Annotated in this window: 15 protein-coding genes; 2 read left to right on the top strand and 13 right to left on the bottom strand. The window is 71.7% G+C overall.

What is annotated here, in order from left to right; all coding sequences use genetic code 11:
• From ACFYOB_RS16860 to ACFYOB_RS16805, 12 genes are all read right to left on the bottom strand, one after another.
• Positions 1–1,101 carry a polyprenyl synthetase family protein gene (locus tag ACFYOB_RS16860; RefSeq protein ID WP_388560505.1) on the bottom strand — a complete coding sequence of 367 codons (1,101 nt, stop codon included), beginning with the start codon at positions 1,099–1,101 and terminating at the stop codon, positions 1–3.
• 50 nt (positions 1,102–1,151) lie between these two features.
• Positions 1,152–2,543 carry a hydroxysqualene dehydroxylase HpnE gene (hpnE, locus tag ACFYOB_RS16855; protein WP_388560503.1) on the bottom strand — a complete coding sequence of 464 codons (1,392 nt, stop codon included), beginning with the start codon at positions 2,541–2,543 and terminating at the stop codon, positions 1,152–1,154.
• Positions 2,540–2,722: a hypothetical protein gene (locus ACFYOB_RS16850; protein ID WP_388560501.1), complete on the bottom strand. Its 183-nt coding sequence runs from the start codon at positions 2,720–2,722 to the stop codon at positions 2,540–2,542. The genes hpnE and ACFYOB_RS16850 overlap by 4 nt, the downstream gene beginning before the upstream one ends.
• Positions 2,722–3,672 carry a presqualene diphosphate synthase HpnD gene (gene hpnD, locus ACFYOB_RS16845; protein WP_388560500.1) on the bottom strand — a complete coding sequence of 317 codons (951 nt, stop codon included), beginning with the start codon at positions 3,670–3,672 and terminating at the stop codon, positions 2,722–2,724. Before hpnD ends, ACFYOB_RS16850 begins: the two co-directional genes overlap by 1 nt.
• Positions 3,669–4,598, bottom strand: a complete 930-nt coding sequence (gene hpnC, locus ACFYOB_RS16840; protein ID WP_388560498.1) for a squalene synthase HpnC — start codon at positions 4,596–4,598, stop codon at positions 3,669–3,671. Before hpnC ends, hpnD begins: the two co-directional genes overlap by 4 nt.
• A gap of 345 nt (positions 4,599–4,943) precedes the next feature.
• Positions 4,944–5,726 (bottom strand): ABC transporter ATP-binding protein, encoded by a 783-nt coding sequence (locus ACFYOB_RS16835; protein WP_388560496.1) that lies wholly within the window; start codon positions 5,724–5,726, stop codon positions 4,944–4,946.
• A complete protein-coding gene (locus tag ACFYOB_RS16830) occupies positions 5,719–6,648 on the bottom strand; it encodes an ABC transporter permease (RefSeq protein WP_388560494.1) in 930 nt (309 codons plus the stop codon). The genes ACFYOB_RS16835 and ACFYOB_RS16830 overlap by 8 nt, the downstream gene beginning before the upstream one ends.
• 94 nt (positions 6,649–6,742) lie before the next feature.
• Entirely contained in the window at positions 6,743–7,615 is an 873-nt protein-coding gene (locus ACFYOB_RS16825; protein WP_388560730.1) for a glycosyltransferase family 2 protein, read from the bottom strand.
• Between the two features lie 8 nt (positions 7,616–7,623).
• Positions 7,624–8,403, bottom strand: coding sequence for a CDP-alcohol phosphatidyltransferase family protein (locus tag ACFYOB_RS16820; protein ID WP_388560492.1), 780 nt, complete (start codon positions 8,401–8,403; stop codon positions 7,624–7,626).
• On the bottom strand, positions 8,381–9,442 hold the full coding sequence (locus ACFYOB_RS16815; protein WP_388560490.1) for an iron-containing alcohol dehydrogenase family protein: 1,062 nt from the start codon (positions 9,440–9,442) through the stop codon (positions 8,381–8,383). The genes ACFYOB_RS16820 and ACFYOB_RS16815 overlap by 23 nt, the downstream gene beginning before the upstream one ends.
• A complete protein-coding gene (locus ACFYOB_RS16810; RefSeq protein WP_388560489.1) occupies positions 9,430–10,182 on the bottom strand; it encodes a sugar phosphate nucleotidyltransferase in 753 nt (250 codons plus the stop codon). The genes ACFYOB_RS16815 and ACFYOB_RS16810 overlap by 13 nt, the downstream gene beginning before the upstream one ends.
• Positions 10,179–11,963 (bottom strand): DUF5941 domain-containing protein, encoded by a 1,785-nt coding sequence (locus ACFYOB_RS16805; RefSeq protein WP_388560729.1) that lies wholly within the window; start codon positions 11,961–11,963, stop codon positions 10,179–10,181. Before ACFYOB_RS16805 ends, ACFYOB_RS16810 begins: the two co-directional genes overlap by 4 nt.
• Positions 11,964–12,343: 380 nt before the next feature.
• Between ACFYOB_RS16805 and ACFYOB_RS16800 the strand changes: the two genes are divergently transcribed.
• Positions 12,344–13,639: a GNAT family N-acetyltransferase gene (locus tag ACFYOB_RS16800; protein ID WP_388560487.1), complete on the top strand. Its 1,296-nt coding sequence runs from the start codon at positions 12,344–12,346 to the stop codon at positions 13,637–13,639.
• Positions 13,640–13,787: 148 nt separating this feature from the next.
• Positions 13,788–14,387 carry an isopentenyl-diphosphate Delta-isomerase gene (gene idi, locus ACFYOB_RS16795; protein ID WP_388560485.1) on the top strand — a complete coding sequence of 200 codons (600 nt, stop codon included), beginning with the start codon at positions 13,788–13,790 and terminating at the stop codon, positions 14,385–14,387.
• A gap of 28 nt (positions 14,388–14,415) precedes the next feature.
• On the opposite strand, the gene ACFYOB_RS16790 is transcribed toward idi, so the two are convergent.
• On the bottom strand, positions 14,416–14,940 hold the full coding sequence (locus ACFYOB_RS16790; RefSeq protein ID WP_388560728.1) for an ATP-binding protein: 525 nt from the start codon (positions 14,938–14,940) through the stop codon (positions 14,416–14,418).
• Between the last annotated feature and the right edge of the window lie 248 nt (positions 14,941–15,188).

The raw sequence follows: 15,188 nt of genomic DNA, 5'->3' as shown, positions 1-15,188 counted from the left end.
TCACCGCTTGCGCACGACGACGAAGTCGGCGAGGGCCACGAGCTGGTCGCGTACGCGCTGCGGCATGTCGACGTCGTCCAGGGCCTTGATCGCCACCGCGTGCTGGCGGCGGGCCTCGTCCTCCGTCCACCGGCGGCCGCCGGCCGCCTCGATGAGCGCCGCGCGGGCCGCGAACTCCTCCTCCGAGAAGTTCTCGAAGTCGTTGCTCTTGGCATCGGCGGCGAGCAGCTCCGCGAGCTCCTCGCAGGCCGGTCCGCCCGCCGCGAGGGCGGCGACCACCGGCAGGGACTTCTTGCGCTGGCGCAGGTCGCTCCAGGTCTGCTTGCCGGTGGCCTCCGGGTCGCCCCAGATGCCGAGGAGGTCGTCCACCGCCTGGAAGGCGAGGCCCAGGTGGTACCCGTACTCCTCCAGCTTGTCGGCCGTACGGTCGTCCGCGCCGCCGAGCACGGCGCCGATGGAGACCGCGCAGGCGAGCAGGGCGCCCGTCTTGTTGCCCTCCATCTCCAGGCACTCCTCGACGCTGACTCGCTCGCGGTGCTCGTAGGAGATGTCCTGCGCCTGGCCGTCGATGAGCTTGCGGGACGCGGTGGTCAGCCGGCGGGTCGCGCGGCCCGCTTCGACGGTGCCGAGCTCCAGCAGCACCTCGTTGGCGAGGGCGAAGAGCGCGTCGCCGACCAGGATCGCCTGGGCGGGGCCGTGCACCTTCCACACCGTGTCGCGGTGGCGGCGCTGCTCGTCGCCGTCCATCAGGTCGTCGTGCAGCAGCGAGAAGTTGTGCACGAGCTCGACGGCGACGGCGCCCGGGATGCCGACCTCGGCGGGGGCGCCCGCCGCTTCGGCGGAGAGCAGCGCGAGCGCGGGGCGCACGGCCTTGCCGCCGTCGCCGTCCGCCGGGTTGCCCTGGGCGTCGATCCAGCCGAAGTGGTAGGCGGCGACGGTGTCCATGGGCGCCGCGAGCCGGTCGACGGCGGCGCGGAGCGCGGGAGTCGACAGCGTGCGGCCGCGTTCCAGGAGGGCGATCGTGTCCGCCTTCTCCACACTCCCGCCGGCCGCGCCCACACTGGCATCCGTGTTCTCGACAGCCGGATTCCCCGGGTTCACTGGCTCTCCTCTGGTTCCTGTACGTGCTGTGCCGGTAGTGCTGGTGATGGTCATGCCGCCTCCTGCAGAGGGTGTTCGCGGGGGCGGCCTAGCGCGGTGAGTGCGGCGTGTGCCGCGCTCAGTCCGCTCCGGACGGCGCTCTCCATGGTCGCGGGCCAGCCGGTGGCAGTCCACGCACCGGCCAGGTAAAGCCCCGGCGTGTCGGTCCGCGCCCCGGGGCGCAGCCGGCCGACGCCGGGTGTGGGGGCGAAGGTGGCCGTCCGCTCCCGGGTGACGAAGAAGTCGCGCACCTTGGCGCCGCGCGCGGCGGGCAGCAGCCGCTCCAGCTCGGGCAGGTACTTGGCGCGCAGCACCGAGACGGGCTCGTCGATGTCGTCCTGGGCGACGGACTGGGACAGCGCGAGGTACTGGCCGCCGTCGGGGAGTCCGGAGGCGTCGGTGCGGTCGAAGACCCACTGCACCGGGGAGCCGAGCGCCGCGAAGAACGGCGCCTTGAGGACCTTGCGGTCGTAGACGACGTGGACGTTGAGGATCGGCGCGGTGCCGATGTCGAGGAGCTTGTCGGGGTCGGCCAGCGCTCCGGGCGGGAGCAGCCCGTGGGCCTCGCGCTGGGGGACGGCGAGGACGACGGTGCCCGCGTCGAGGGGCTCCTCCTCGGTGTCGACCCGCCAGTTCCCTTCGGGCGTACGGGATACGCAGGTGGCCCGGGTGCGCAGTTCGGTCCGTACGCCGGCCGCGCCGAGCGCCTTGCGGGCGAGCGTGTCGTGCAGGTCGCCGAGGGGTACCCGGGCCCAGCCGATGTCGGCCGCGCCGTTCTCGGAGAGCAGGCCGGTCTTGAAGACCATCGCGGCCAGGCCCAGTGAGGACTGATCGGCGGTGGCGTTGAGGGTGGCGATGCCGACGAGGTCCCACAGGGCTTCGACGGTCCGGGCGGACTGGCCGTAGCGGCCGAGCCAGGTCGCGAAGTCCAGGCCGTCCAGCGCCGGGTCGGCGGGGTCGAGGCGGCGCAGCGCGAGGGCGGCACGGCCGACGCCCGCGCGCTCGGCGAGGGACAGGTGCGGGTAGCGGGCCAGGGAGGCGGCCAGGTGCAGGGGCACGGGCAGGGCGCTGCGGCGCAGCCGCCCGAGGCGCGGGCCGCGGGGGTGGGCGACGTCGAGGACGGGTACGTCGAGCCGGTCCTGGACGGGGGCGAGGTGCGCGCCGTCGACCCTGTCGAGGAACCACCGGTAGGCGGTGCAGCAGCGCAGGTAGACGTGCTGGCCGTTGTCGACGGTGAGTTCGCCGCGCTTGAAGGAGAAGGCGAGCCCGCCGAGCCGCGGACGGCCCTCCAGCAGGGTCACCTCGAGCCCGGCGTCGGCGAGTTCGAGCGCGGCGGTGACCCCGGCGAGTCCCCCGCCGATGACGACGGCGCGCTGCTCCGTGGCGTGGTCGCCGCCGCTCATGAGCCCTCCCCGGTGGTGCGGTCACCCGTCGGCCCGGACTGCCGGTCCCGCGCGGGGGCGAAGCCCGCGGGGAGAGACGCGGCCAGGGGCCGGCCGGTTGCCCGCAGGGCGGTGGGCGCGGCCGGGCGGCGGACCTGGGGCACGGCGAAGGCCGACGGGGCGGTCGGGGTCGGGGTCATCAGGCCCGCCTCCGGGTGCTCTGGCGGGAGATCGTCCGCGCGTCGAGGCCCGACAGACCGCGCACGGCGACGTACGCCTTCTCGTGGGTCGGCAGCGAGACCCGCCCCCGCAGTACCGCCTCCGGCTCCCGCTCGATGCGGTCGAGGAGGCGCCGGTAGATGCCGGCCATGGCGGCCACGCAGGCGCCGCTGCGGCGGTCCAGCATGGGCAGCAGCCGGTAGCCCTCGGCGAACAGGACCCGGGCGCGGCGGACTTCGTGGTGGACCAGCCCGGCGAAGTCGGATCCCGCGGGCGCCCGGTCGCCGTGGAAGCCCTCCGAGCAGCCGAACTTGGCGAGGTCCTCGGCGGGCAGGTAGGTGCGCCCGTTGGCCGCGTCCTCGCGGACGTCCCTGAGGATGTTGGTGAGTTGCAGGGCGAGTCCGAGCGTGTCGGCGTACTCCGCCGCGCGGGCGGAGTCGGGCGCGCCCGGCGCCGTGCCGAACACGCCGAGCGAGAGCCGCCCGATGGCTCCGGCCACGCAGCGGCAGTAGGCCTTGAGGTCGTCCCAGGTCTCGTACGTCTCGCCGCGCACGTCCATCAGGACGCCGTCGATGAGTTCGTCGAGGCCGCCGAGCGGGATCGGGAAGCGCTGCGCGGCGTGCGCGAGGGCGACGGCGACCGGGTCGGTGTCGTCCTCGTCGATCTCCTCGGCGCGGATCCGGCCGAGGAGGGCGCGGGTCTCCTCCAGCCGGGTCAGTTTCGCGGCGGGCGCCAGCGCGCCGTCGCCGATGTCGTCGACGCGCCGGGAGAAGGCGTACAGCGCGGACATCGCCTGCCGCTTGTCGGTGGGCAGCAGCCGGATGCCGTACGCGAAGTTGCGCGCCTGCGATCCGGTGACGGCTTCGCAGTAGCTGTAGGCCGCCTGGACCTGAGCGGACGCGTGTGTGGGGCCCTCCACGGTGGGGCTCACCCCTTTCTCGGCGCAGTGCGCAGGACGGCGACCACCTCGCGGAGCAGGCCGCTCCGGGTGGGCTTGGGCGGGCCGGGTGCCACGTCGAAACCGGCAGCCGCGATCGCGTTCAGGGCGGCGCGCCCTCCTCCCACGAAGCCCGCGAGCAGCAGCCGGAGTCTGCCGTGCACGCTACCCACGAGCGGGGTGCCTTCATTCAGGAGCTCGCGTGCGCGTTCAGTTTCGAATGCGACCAGGGAGCGTACGGACGCGCCGGCGCACGGCGCCTTGAGGTCGGCCTCGGTGACGTGGAAGCGCCGCATGTCCTCGGCGGGAAGGTAGATCCGGTTCCGGCCGAGGTCCTCGGTGACGTCCTGGAGGTGTTCGGCGATCTGCAGGGCGGTGCAGACGGCGTCGGAGCGGCGGACCCGCTCGGGGGTGCTGGTGCCGGTGAGGGACAGCACGAGGCGCCCCACGGGGTTGGCGGAGAGCTCGCAGTAGGCGAGCAGGTCTCCGTACGTCTCGTAGCGTGCGACCCGCTGGTCCTGGCGGTTGGCCTCGATGAGCCCGAGGAAGGGCTCCGGGGTGAGGCCGTGGGCGCGGACGACGGGCTGGAGCGCCAGCATCAGCGGGTGGCGGGGCGGGCCGTCGTGGCCGCCGAACACGCGCCGCAGGTCGGCCTCGGCGGCGTCGAGCATGGCGAGCGGGTCGTCGGCGGCGGCGGGGTCGAGGCCCAGCAGCACGGCGTCGCGTCCGCCGGGGGCCAGGTCGCCGTCGCCGATGTCGTCGACGAGGCGGGCGTACCCGTAGACCGCCATCAGGCCGTCCCGCCAGGCGCGGGGCAGGAATGCGGGGGCGACGGGAAAGTTCTCCGCCGCGGCCTTGCCGAGGGTGGCGTGCGCGTGGACGGTGTCGGACAGGGGGCGGATGCCGTCCCCCGGCGTCACCGCCCGCCGCCCGGGGCGGGGACGGCCGTAGTGCCTGGGGGCCGGAGAATTCCCGTAGCCATTGCCGTCACATCTCCCGTTCTACACTGCCGACCCAATACATCCTATTTCGGACACGCCGCCCGGGTTTTACCCGGGCCGCCCAGGCCGTTCACCTGCGGGGAATCGTCCCCTCTTGCCGCGATTCAGGACCGCTTCAGCTTACGCTGTACAACGCCGCCGAGGCCGCTCGGGTATTCGTAGTGCCACTGAATGTCGCCGGGGAAATGCCGGGACACGCCAAGACCCCCGCCGCGCTGAGCGGAGGGGGCCTCGGAAGTCCGGCCGCGGAGTGCGGAATCCGCGTCAGCCGTTGGACGCCTTCTCATATGCCGAGACGACTTCCTCCGTGGGTCCGTCCATCAGGAGCTCGCCCTTTTCCAGCCACAGCACCCGGTCACAGGTGTCGCGGATGGACTTGTTGTTGTGGCTCACCAGAAAGACCGTGCCGGCCTTCTCCCGCAGTTCGCGGATGCGGTTCTCGGAACGCACCTGGAAGCTGCGGTCACCGGTGGCCAGCGCCTCGTCGATCATCAGGACGTCGTGGTCCTTGGCCGCCGCGATGGAGAAGCGCAGTCGCGCCGCCATACCGGAGGAGTAGGTGCGCATCGGCAGGGAAATGAAGTCGCCCTTCTCGTTGATGCCCGAGAAGTCGACGATGTCCTGGTAGCGCTCCTTGATCTGCTCGCGGCTCATGCCCATCGCGAGACCGCCGAGGACGATGTTGCGCTCGCCGGTGAGGTCGTTCATCAGCGCCGCGTTCACACCCAGCAGCGACGGCTGGCCGTCGGTGTAGACCTTGCCCTCCTCACAGGGCAGGAGGCCCGCGATGGCGCGCAGCAGGGTCGACTTGCCGGAGCCGTTCGAGCCGATGAGGCCGATCGCCTCGCCCCGGTACGCGGTGAAGGTGACCCCGCGTACGGCGTGCACCCGGCGGACGCCCGGCGCGTCGCCCTTGCCCCGGCGGATGATCTTGCTCAGCGCCGCGGTGGCGCTGCCCTTGCCGGAGCTGCCGGTGTTGACCCGGTAGACGATGTGGACGCCGTCGGCGATGACGGTGGGAATGCGTCCCTGGGTGTTCTCAGCCACGGCCGTAACGCTCCTCAGCCTTCCAGAAGTACACGAATCCCCCGAGGCCGATCACGACGGCCCACCCGACCGCGAAGGCCCAGACGTGCGGCGGCAGGTTCTCCGCACCGTAGTTGTCGATCAGCGCGAAGCGGATCAGGTCCATGTAGATCGCCGCCGGGTTCCACTGGAGCACGTCGGCGATCCACTGGGGCCTGTCCTTGAGCATCGTGTTGATCGAGAACATGACGCCGGAGGCGTACATCCACGTACGCGTGACGAACGGCATCAGCTGCGCGAGGTCGGGCGTCTTGGAGCCCATCCGCGCGAAAACCATGGCGAGGCCGGTGTTGAAGACGAACTGCAGCACCAGCACCGGGATGACCAGCAGCCAGGACAGCTGCGGGAAGTTCCCGAAGGCCATGACGACCACGACCACGACGATCATCGAGTACAGCAGCTGCTGGAGCTGCTGCATCGAGAAGGAGATCGGCAGGGAGGCGCGCGGGAAGTGCAGCGCACGGACCAGGCCGAGGTTCCCGGGGATCGCCCGGACACCCGCCATCAGCGAGCTCTGGGTGAAGGTGAAGACGAAGATCCCGATCACCAGGAAGGGGATGTAGACCCCCGGCGGCATGCCGCGGTCCGCCTTGAGGATCAGGGCGAAGATCAGCCAGTAGACCAGGGCGTTCAGCAGTGGGGTCGCCACCTGCCAGACCTGGCCGAGCTTCGCCTGGCTGTACTGCGCGACCAGCTTGGCCCGGGAGAAGGCCATGATGAAGTGGCGCCGGCCCCAGAGCTGCCGCACGTACTCGCCCAGACCGGGCCGTGCGCCGCTCACGGAGAGGCCGTACTTCCTGGCGAGCTCCGCGGGGCTCAGCCCCGCGTCTGCGGACGGCGGCCTGCTCGTGGCGAGGGCGCCGTCGTGGGTTGTGTCACTCACAAGTTGAAACTTTCGTCTTCAAGATGCGGCATGAGGGGCATCAGGCTGGTGGCGCGAAGCCCGTGATCGCGCCATGTTCCCAGACGCGGGCTTGTCAGATGACAGGTGGTCGGCCCAGCCGGGTCAACCGCCAGACCGTACGCCATTTCATCGGGCGGCGCGGACCGCAGGGAGTGGTCCATCCCTCCCTGAATCCGCCGAACCAGGCCTTGAGCGCGGGCACCGAGGGCCTGCGCAGGAGCGTCAGCAGGAGCCAGACGCCCAGGTAGACCGGAACCAGCGGGGCGGGCAGGTTGCGGCGGGCGAGCCACACCCGGTTACGCGCAACCATACGGTGGTAAACCGCGTGCCGGGAGGGGGCGGTCGTAGGGTGCAGCAGCACCATGTCCGCCCGGTAGTCGATCAGCCACCCGGCGTCGAGGGCACGCCAGGCCAGGTCGGTCTCCTCGTGCGCGTAGAAGAACTCGGCCGGCAGCGCTCCGACCTGCCCGATCACCGTCGTGCGGACGGCGTTGGCGCCGCCCAGGAAGGTGGTCACGCGGGAGGAGCGCATCGGGTCCGAGGCGCGCAGCCGCGGCACGTGCCGGCGCTGGGTCTCGCCGGTCTGCGGGTCGGCGATCCGGAAGCTGATGATCCCGAGCCGGGGGTCCTCGGCGAAGGCCTGGCGGCACAGCTCGGCGGTGTCGGTGCGCTCCAGCAGGCCGTCGTCGTCCAGGAAGAGCAGTGCGTCGACGTCGGTGCCGCCGGGGCCGAAGGCCTCGATGCCGACGTTGCGCCCGCCGGGGATGCCCAGGTTCTCCGGCAGCGTGACGGAACGCACGCCCTCGGGCAGGCCGGTGACCTCGACGCCCTGGCCCACGACGACGACCTCGACGGGGTCGCCTTCCTGCCGTGCCACCGAATCGAGGAGCGCCTTGAGCTCGTCGGGCCGGTTGCCCATGGTGATGATCACGGCGCCCAGCCGCATCGGGCGGGTCACTTCAGCCTGCTGGAGGCCAGGACCGACACCAGGTGCAGCACCGTCTGCAGCATCGCGATGCCGGCCAGCACGGCCACACCGACGCGGGACCAGAACAGGTCGCCGTGGACCTGGTCCAGGACGGCCAGTACGAGGATCAGCAGCGAGGCCTCGATGCCGAGGACGAGGCGGTGGAACTTCAGCGCGGCCGCGGCCCGGCGCGCGAGCGCCATGCCGGACGAGCGAGGCTCGGCCGCCGCGTCCTTGACCACCGGCTTCCCCGCCTGGTGGCGGGCGACACCGACGAGGTCGGTCTCGGCCTTGATCAGGATCGCGCCGAGTGCCGCGAGGGTCCCCAGGAACGCCCACAGCCAGTCGATCGGCCCGGGGCCCCACAGGTCGGCGGCGCGCAGGCCGAAGCCGACCAGCACCGCCGCGTCGCACAGGTAGGCGCCGACCCGGTCCAGGTACACGCCGGAGAGCGAGAACTGCTTCTTCCAGCGGGCGACCTCGCCGTCGACGCAGTCGAGCAGCAGGTACAGCTGGACCATGACGACGCCGAGGACGGCGCCCCAGATACCCGGCACCAGCAGGGCCGGGCAGGCGAGGACACCGGCCAGGGTCATCACGTAGGTCAGCTGGTTGGGCGTGACCTTGGTGGTGACCAGGTAGCGGGTGATGCGCAGGGAGATCTCGCGCATGTAGAGGCGCCCGCCCCAGTGCTCGCCGCTGACCCGGTCCTTGACGCCCGCCGGGTGCACGACGGGCCGGAGTTCAGCTACGGATGGTCTTGGCATAGTCGGCGTAAGCGTCCCTGATCTCGGCTGCGGACAGGTTGAGGTGCTCCAGGATCGTGAAGCGTCCCGGGCGGGTCTGGGGGGCGTACTCGACGGCCGCGACGAACTCGTCGATGCTGAAGCCGATCTCCTCGGGCGCCACCGGCAGACCGTGCCGGCGCAGCACCTCGGTGAAGAGCCCGGACTTCTCGGCGGCCCCGCGCAGGTGCATCGCGAAGGCGGCGCCGATGCCGACCTGCTCGCCGTGGAGCGCGGAGCGCCCCGGGTAGAGCAGGTCGAAGGCATGGCTGATCTCGTGGCAGGCGCCGGACGACGGGCGGGTGTCCCCGCTGATCGACATGGCGATGCCCGAGAGGACCAGTCCCTCGGAGAGCACGGTGAGGAACTCGTCGTCGCCGCAGCCGCCGGGGTGGCGCAGCACTGACTCGCCGGCGGTACGGGCCATGGCCGCGGCCAGGCCGTCGACAGGCTCACCGGTGATCTTGTGGGAGAGCTCCCAGTCGGCGATGGCCGAGATGTTGGAGATCGCGTCGCCGATGCCGGCGCGGATGAACCGTACCGGGGCTTCCTTGATCACATCGAGGTCGATCACCATGGCGATCGGCGTCGGGACGCCGTAGGACCCGCGCCCGTTGTCGTTGTCCAGGATGGACACCGGTGAGCAGATGCCGTCGTGCGAGAGGTTGGTGGCGACGGCCACCATGGGCAGCCCGACCCGCGCCGCGGCGTACTTCGCCACGTCGATGATCTTGCCGCCGCCCAGGCCCACGACGGCGTCGTAGCGGCGGCCCTTTATGTCGTCGGCCAGCTTGACCGCGGAGTCGATGGTGCCGTCGACGACCGCGTACCAGTCGGCGTGCGGCAGTACGGGCTCCAGCTTGGCGCGCAGCGCGACGCCGGATCCGCCGCTGATCGCGATCGCCAGCTTGCCGGACGCGGAGATCCGCTGGTCGGCCAGGAGGCCGGCCAGATCGTCCATCGCTCCGCGACTGATGTCGACCACGACGGGCGAGGGGATGAGCCTCGTCAGTACTGGCATGCGATCGTCCGGCCCTTGGCGAGGTCGTCGTGGTTGTCGATCTCGACCCACTTGACGTCGCCGATGGGGGCCACGTCGATGGTGAAGCCGTCGTTCACGAGCTGCTGGTAGCCGTCCTCGTAGTAGAGGTCGGGGTCGCGCTCGAAGGTGGTCTTCAGCGCCTCGGCGAGCTGCTCGGCGGCCTCGGGCTCGATGAGGGTGACACCGATGTACTCGCCTGTCGCGTCGGCGGGGTCCATCAGCTTGGTGATCTTCTGCACGCCCTTGCCGTCGGCGGTGACGACCTTCATCTCCTCGTCGGCCAGGTTCTTGACCGTGTCGAGGGCGAGGATGATCTTCTGGCCGTCGCCGCGGGCGGCGAGCAGGGTCTTCTCGACGGAGACCGGGTGGACGGTGTCGCCGTTGGCGAGGATCACACCCTGCTTGAGGACGTCACGCGCGCACCACAGGGAGTAGGCGTTGTTCCACTCCTCGGCCTTGTCGTTGTCGATCAGCGTGATCTTGACGCCGTACTTGGCCTCCAGGGCCTCCCGGCGCGCGTACACGGCTTCCTTGCGGTAGCCGACGACGATGGCGACCTCGGTGAGGCCGACCTCGGCGAAGTTGCCGAGGGTCAGGTCGAGAACCGTGATGCTCTCCTCGTCGCCCGCGGGACCGACGGGCACGAGGGCCTTGGGCAGGGTGTCGGTGTAGGGACGCAGACGGCGCCCGGCACCGGCAGCGAGTACAAGGCCGATCATGCTGGTTCTCCTTCGTCATGTACGGCGGGTGCTCCGGAGGAGACCCAGAATCGGATGCTCTCCACGAGCACCACGAGTGCCACGAACACGGCCATGGCCGTGAGCGCGACGGGGAAGTCCGCTTCGCGCGACGCGAGGACGGCCGCCAGGACCGTGATCAGCAGGACCCGGCCTTCGTGGCCGCCGATCGTCCGCACCAGCCAGTGCGGGGGCGCGCCGGTGCCACCGCGGATGCGGTACACCGTGTCGTAGTGATGGTAGGCGACCGCCGCGATCAGGCCGAATGCCGCCGGAAGGGCTCCGGGGACCTCCGCCTTGGCTGCGAGCACCAGGACCGTGACGTACTCGGCGGCCCGGAACAGCGGCGGGATCAGCCAGTCCAGGGCGCCCTTGAGGGGGGCGGCGACGGCGAGCCCGGCGGTCATGACATAGATCACCGCGACGGCGGTCAGCCGCGGGTCGCCGAACGGCAGCCACAGAGCGGCGCCGATCATCAGCAGCGTGCCCAGGGCCGCCACGTACATGGAGCCGAAGGATCCGGCGCGGCCGCGCAGCAGCCGGGCCTGGAGCTCGGCGAGCGGGCCGGAGTCGGCGAGGTCCGCGAGGGCCTGGGAGGCCCGGTCGGTGCGCTTCGCCTTGCGCGTCAGCGAGCGCAGGACCCGGCCGGCGGTGGTGTAGAGCGCGCCGAAGGCGCAGCCGACGAGCAGGGCGTAGAAGACGATCCGGGGGGTGGTGAAGGCGGTCAGGACCGCGATCATCGCCCAGCGCTCTCCGATCGGCAGGATGATCATCCGCCGGACCCAGACCGTCCAGCCGACGCTGTCGAGCTTGTCCGACAGGGCCGCCGTGGGACTCGTATTGGCGGTCGCGTCGTGGTTGGCCTCGTTGAAGGAGAAGTCCACGACGTGCCGGCAGGTCATGAGGATCATGGCCCCGAGCGCGAGCCCCCAGACGTCGTCGCCGTTCCTGGCGGCCCCCAGCGCGAGGCCCGCGTAGAAGGAGTACTCCTTGGCGCGGTCGAAGGTCGCGTCGAGCCAGGCGCCCATCGTCGAGTACTGGAGCGAGTAGCGGGCCAACTGCCCGTCGGTGCAGTCCAGGACGAAGGAGACGAGGAGCAGCACACCGGCCGCGACGTAGCCCCAGCGCTCGCCGGTGGCGGCGCAGCCGGCCGCGATCAGCGCGGTGACCAGCGAGGCGGTGGTGACCTGGTTCGGGGTCAGGCCGCGGCGCGCGCACCAGCGGGCGATGTAGCGCGAGTACGGGCTGATGAAGAAGGTGGTGAAGAAGCCGTCGCGGGACTTCACGGCGGTCCGCAGGCGGACGGCCTCGTCGTCGACGGCGGCGACGGCCGCGCTCGCCGCGTCCCGGTCCGCCGCGGTGGCGGGGACGGTGGCGACGAGGGTGCCGAGCTCGGGGCGCTGGACGGCGGTCCCGGAGGCCTCGACCGCGGCGGCCAGCCGGTCCGCGTACGGGCCGGTGCCCGCGGGTGCGTCGGCCGCGGCCTTGTCGAGGGCCTCGCGGGCGCCGGACTGGACGGCGAGGGCACCGGTGACCGCGCAGGCGTCGAAGCGCGGGTCGGTCAGCGCGAGGCGCAGCGCGTGCACGTGCCCGACGAAGGCGCTGTCCACGACGGCCACCCGCTGGTCGGCGGGTACGGCGGCCAGCGCGGCGGCGGTGTCCTCGGGACCGGCGGCCGACCGGACCTCGAAGCCGAGGGAGCGCAGCTCGTCAGCGAGCGGTGATCCGGGGACCGGCAGGCCGGTGAGGATGACGGTCGGCAGGCGAACTCACTCCTTGTAACGGATTCCGAACGGGCGCCTCTGGGGGGCGGCGACACGTCGGCAGAGGCTATCGGATGAATGGAAGCAGGGGTTCACCACCCGTTTACGCCCCGATAAGCCGAATATTCCCGGCCCGGGCCGGGGCGTGATCATCATTGACGATCACGGCGCGATACCACAAACGGCGTCGATGTTACGGTGGACGCGCCCCTGATCGTGTCGAGTGGAAGAGGTGGGTTGATGACCGTCGTAGTGCTCGCGGCCATGCGCGGCGAACTCCGGTGCATCCCCCATTTCCTCCGGGCATCCGGCCGGGCCTGATCACGCGCTGCACGCGCTGAGCGGTCTCGTCGGCCGGAGCCCCCGTTCAAGGGTTCACGTTGACCGACACCACCTTCATCGAGGCTTTCTTCACTCTGCACCGCGGCCTGCCCCGGCAGGCTCCCGGTTCCGACGCGAGCACCCGGCACCTGCTGTCCCTGTGCGGACCCCTGCCCGAGCGGCCGCGCGTCCTCGACCTGGGCTGCGGTCCGGGCCGCAGCGCCCTGCTGCTCGCGGCCGAGGCGGGACGTCCCGGATCCGGCGGCGCCGAGGTGACCGCCGTCGACCTGTACGAGCCGTTCCTCGAAGAGCTCCGTACGGCCGCCGGGGCCCGCGGACTCACCGATCGCGTCCGCACCGTCAAGGCGGACATGGGCGCACTCCCCCGCGAGGACTTCGAGGACGGCTCCTTCGACCTCGTGTGGGCCGAGGGCTCCGCCTATGTCATCGGCTTCGCCGCAGCGCTGGCGCGGTGGCGCCGGCTGCTCGCCCCCGGCGGCACGATCGTGCTGACCGAGTGCGAGTGGACCGTCGAGGAGCCGTCCGCCGGCGCCCGCGCCTTCTGGGACGCGCAGTGTCCGCTGCGCACCACCGCGGGCACCGTCGCCGCCGCCCAGAGCGCGGGGTACCGGGTGCTCGGCGTGCACCACCTGCCCGACTCCGACTGGGCCGAGTACTACGGCCCGCTCGCCGAGCGGGTGCGCGCCCGTTCCCGCGACGGATCCGCCGGGAACCCCGCGATGGAGGCCGCGCTGGCCGCCACCCGCGAGGAGCTCGACGTGCGGGCCCGCCACGGGCACGAGTACGGGTACACGGGCTACGTCCTGCGCCCGGTGAGCGCGGGCGACGGCGGCGCCTGGCCCGTCCGCCCGGAGACGGCGGCCGACGTGGCCGCCGTACGGGACGTCAACCTGGCGGCGTTCGGGACCCCGCTGGAGGCGGATCTCGTGGACGCGCTGCGCACCGACGCCTCCTGGGTGCCCGGACTGTCGTACGTGGCCGAGGGCCCGGACGGGTCGGTGGCCGCGCACGCCCTGCTCACCGTGTGCGAGGTCGACGGGGTACGGGCGCTCGCGCTCGCCCCGGTGGCGGCCGATCCGGCGTTCCAGCGCTCGGGCGCGGGCAGCTCGGTCGTACGGGCACTGCTCGCGGCCGCGAAGGAGCGCGGGGAGTCCCTGGTCCTGGTGCTGGGACACCCGGAGTACTACCCGCGCTTCGGTTTCGTGCCGGCCTCGCGCTTCGGGATCAGGGCGCCGTTCGAGGTGCCCGACGAGGCGATGATGGCGCTGGTCCTGGACGATTCCGTCCCGGTGCCGGCGGGCACGATCAGGTATCCGGCCCCGTTCGGAGTCTGACGCGGGGACGCGGCGGGCGCCGTGACGCGCGGTGATCTGCCCCCGTCGCATATCACGCGGCGGGGGCGGACATGCGCGGATCTCCGAAGTGGGGACAAGCCGCTTTTGTACGGCAGACTGAAGGCCGAGTCCGAAGCGAAGGATGGGTATGCCGACCACACCAGCCACCGCCGCGAACAGCGCGACCAACGGCACCGGGACCCAAGAACCGATCATGCTCGAACTGGTCGACGAGTCCGGGAACACCATCGGCACGGCGGAGAAACTCTCCGCCCATCAGGCACCCGGGCAGTTGCACCGGGCGTTCTCCGTGTTCCTCTTCGACGAGCAGGGGCGTCTGCTGCTCCAGCAGCGGGCCCTCGGGAAGTACCACTCCCCCGGCGTCTGGTCGAACAGCTGTTGTGGTCACCCCTACCCCGGGGAGTCGCCGTTCGCGGCGGCGGCCCGGCGGACCCACGAGGAGCTGGGGCTGTCGCCCTCGCTGCTCGCGGAGGCGGGAACGGTGCGCTACAACCACCCGGATCCGGCGTCGGGTCTGGTGGAGCAGGAGTTCAACCATCTGTTCGTGGGACTCGCGCAGGCGGCTCTGCGGCCGGATCCGGAGGAGGTCGAGGACACGGCCTTCGTCACCGCGGGGGAATTGGCGAAGCGGCATGCCGAAGTGCCGTTCTCGGCCTGGTTCATGACCGTGCTGGACGCGGCGCGGCCCGCGATCCGCGAGCTGACCGGTGAGGCCGCGGGCTGGTAGCCCCTACGTCGGCGCGTTCGTACTCCGGTCAGCCGGCCGGGGTCGCGGAGGCCGGGGCCGGGGCGGGAGCGGCCGGTGCGGTCAGCGGCAGGGCCGCCCAGATGACCTTGCCGCCGGTCGAGGTGTGCTCGACGTCGCAGACCCCGCCCGCCTCCCGCGTGATCTCCCGTACCAGGAGCAGACCCCGGCCGCCTGTCTGGCCGAAATCGGCCTCCAGCGCCTTGGGCCGGTACGGGTGGTTGTCCTCGACGGCCACCCGTACCCACTCCCGGCCGATCGCGACCTCGACCGCGACCTCCGGGGAGAGCAGGGCGGCGTGCCGGACCGAGTTCGTCACCAGTTCGGAGACGATCAGCAGCAGCGCGTACACGAGGTCCTGTTGGGCGGGCACCCCCTGGCGCCCGAGGAGGTCCCGGACCGCACGGCGAGCCTGCGGAACGGATTCTTCTACGGCGGGAGCGGTGAACCGCCACACTCCCTCGTACGCGAGGGGTCCGGCCAAAGACTCCGGCTCCCCCTCCCTCGCTGGCGGGACGTTCCCGCTGACGTCCATGTTCCGTCCCCCGTCTTCGCGCTCGATCGTCTCCACGCGTCCAGAGTGGGTAACGGGCTGGTCGGGACCGGACCGCTGACCATAAGTCAGCGTGATTCGCACACATTCTGACCACTGGCGTATGACAGAGTCAGTTGTTCGACCGTTCCTGATCTTCTGCGGGATGTTCGCCGGCCGCCTCGCGCGCCAGGTCCCGCCGTGCCCGCCTCCGTCCGGCGTCCCGTCTTCCCTGACCAGCCCCAGGATGC

This window comes from Streptomyces sp. NPDC006463 (assembly GCF_042870715.1).
Classification (GTDB): domain Bacteria; phylum Actinomycetota; class Actinomycetes; order Streptomycetales; family Streptomycetaceae; genus Streptomyces.
Note: the sequence above shows the minus strand (reverse complement) of the source record. Positions and strands in the feature narration are given on the sequence as shown.

Bases quoted from the DNA above. Each gene is read 5' to 3' on its own strand.
- ACFYOB_RS16825 (WP_388560730.1), bottom strand. From the start codon at position 7,615: ATGCGGCTGGGCGCCGTGATCATCACCATGGGCAACCGGCCCGACGAG.
- ACFYOB_RS16810 (WP_388560489.1), bottom strand. From the start codon at position 10,182: ATGATCGGCCTTGTACTCGCTGCCGGTGCCGGGCGCCGTCTGCGTCCC.
- ACFYOB_RS16820 (WP_388560492.1), bottom strand. From the start codon at position 8,403: ATGCCAAGACCATCCGTAGCTGAACTCCGGCCCGTCGTGCACCCGGCG.
- hpnE (WP_388560503.1), bottom strand. From the start codon at position 2,543: ATGAGCGGCGGCGACCACGCCACGGAGCAGCGCGCCGTCGTCATCGGC.
- ACFYOB_RS16815 (WP_388560490.1), bottom strand. From the start codon at position 9,442: ATGCCAGTACTGACGAGGCTCATCCCCTCGCCCGTCGTGGTCGACATC.
- ACFYOB_RS16850 (WP_388560501.1), bottom strand. From the start codon at position 2,722: ATGACCCCGACCCCGACCGCCCCGTCGGCCTTCGCCGTGCCCCAGGTC.
- ACFYOB_RS16790 (WP_388560728.1), bottom strand. From the start codon at position 14,940: ATGGACGTCAGCGGGAACGTCCCGCCAGCGAGGGAGGGGGAGCCGGAG.
- idi (WP_388560485.1), top strand. From the start codon at position 13,788: ATGCCGACCACACCAGCCACCGCCGCGAACAGCGCGACCAACGGCACC.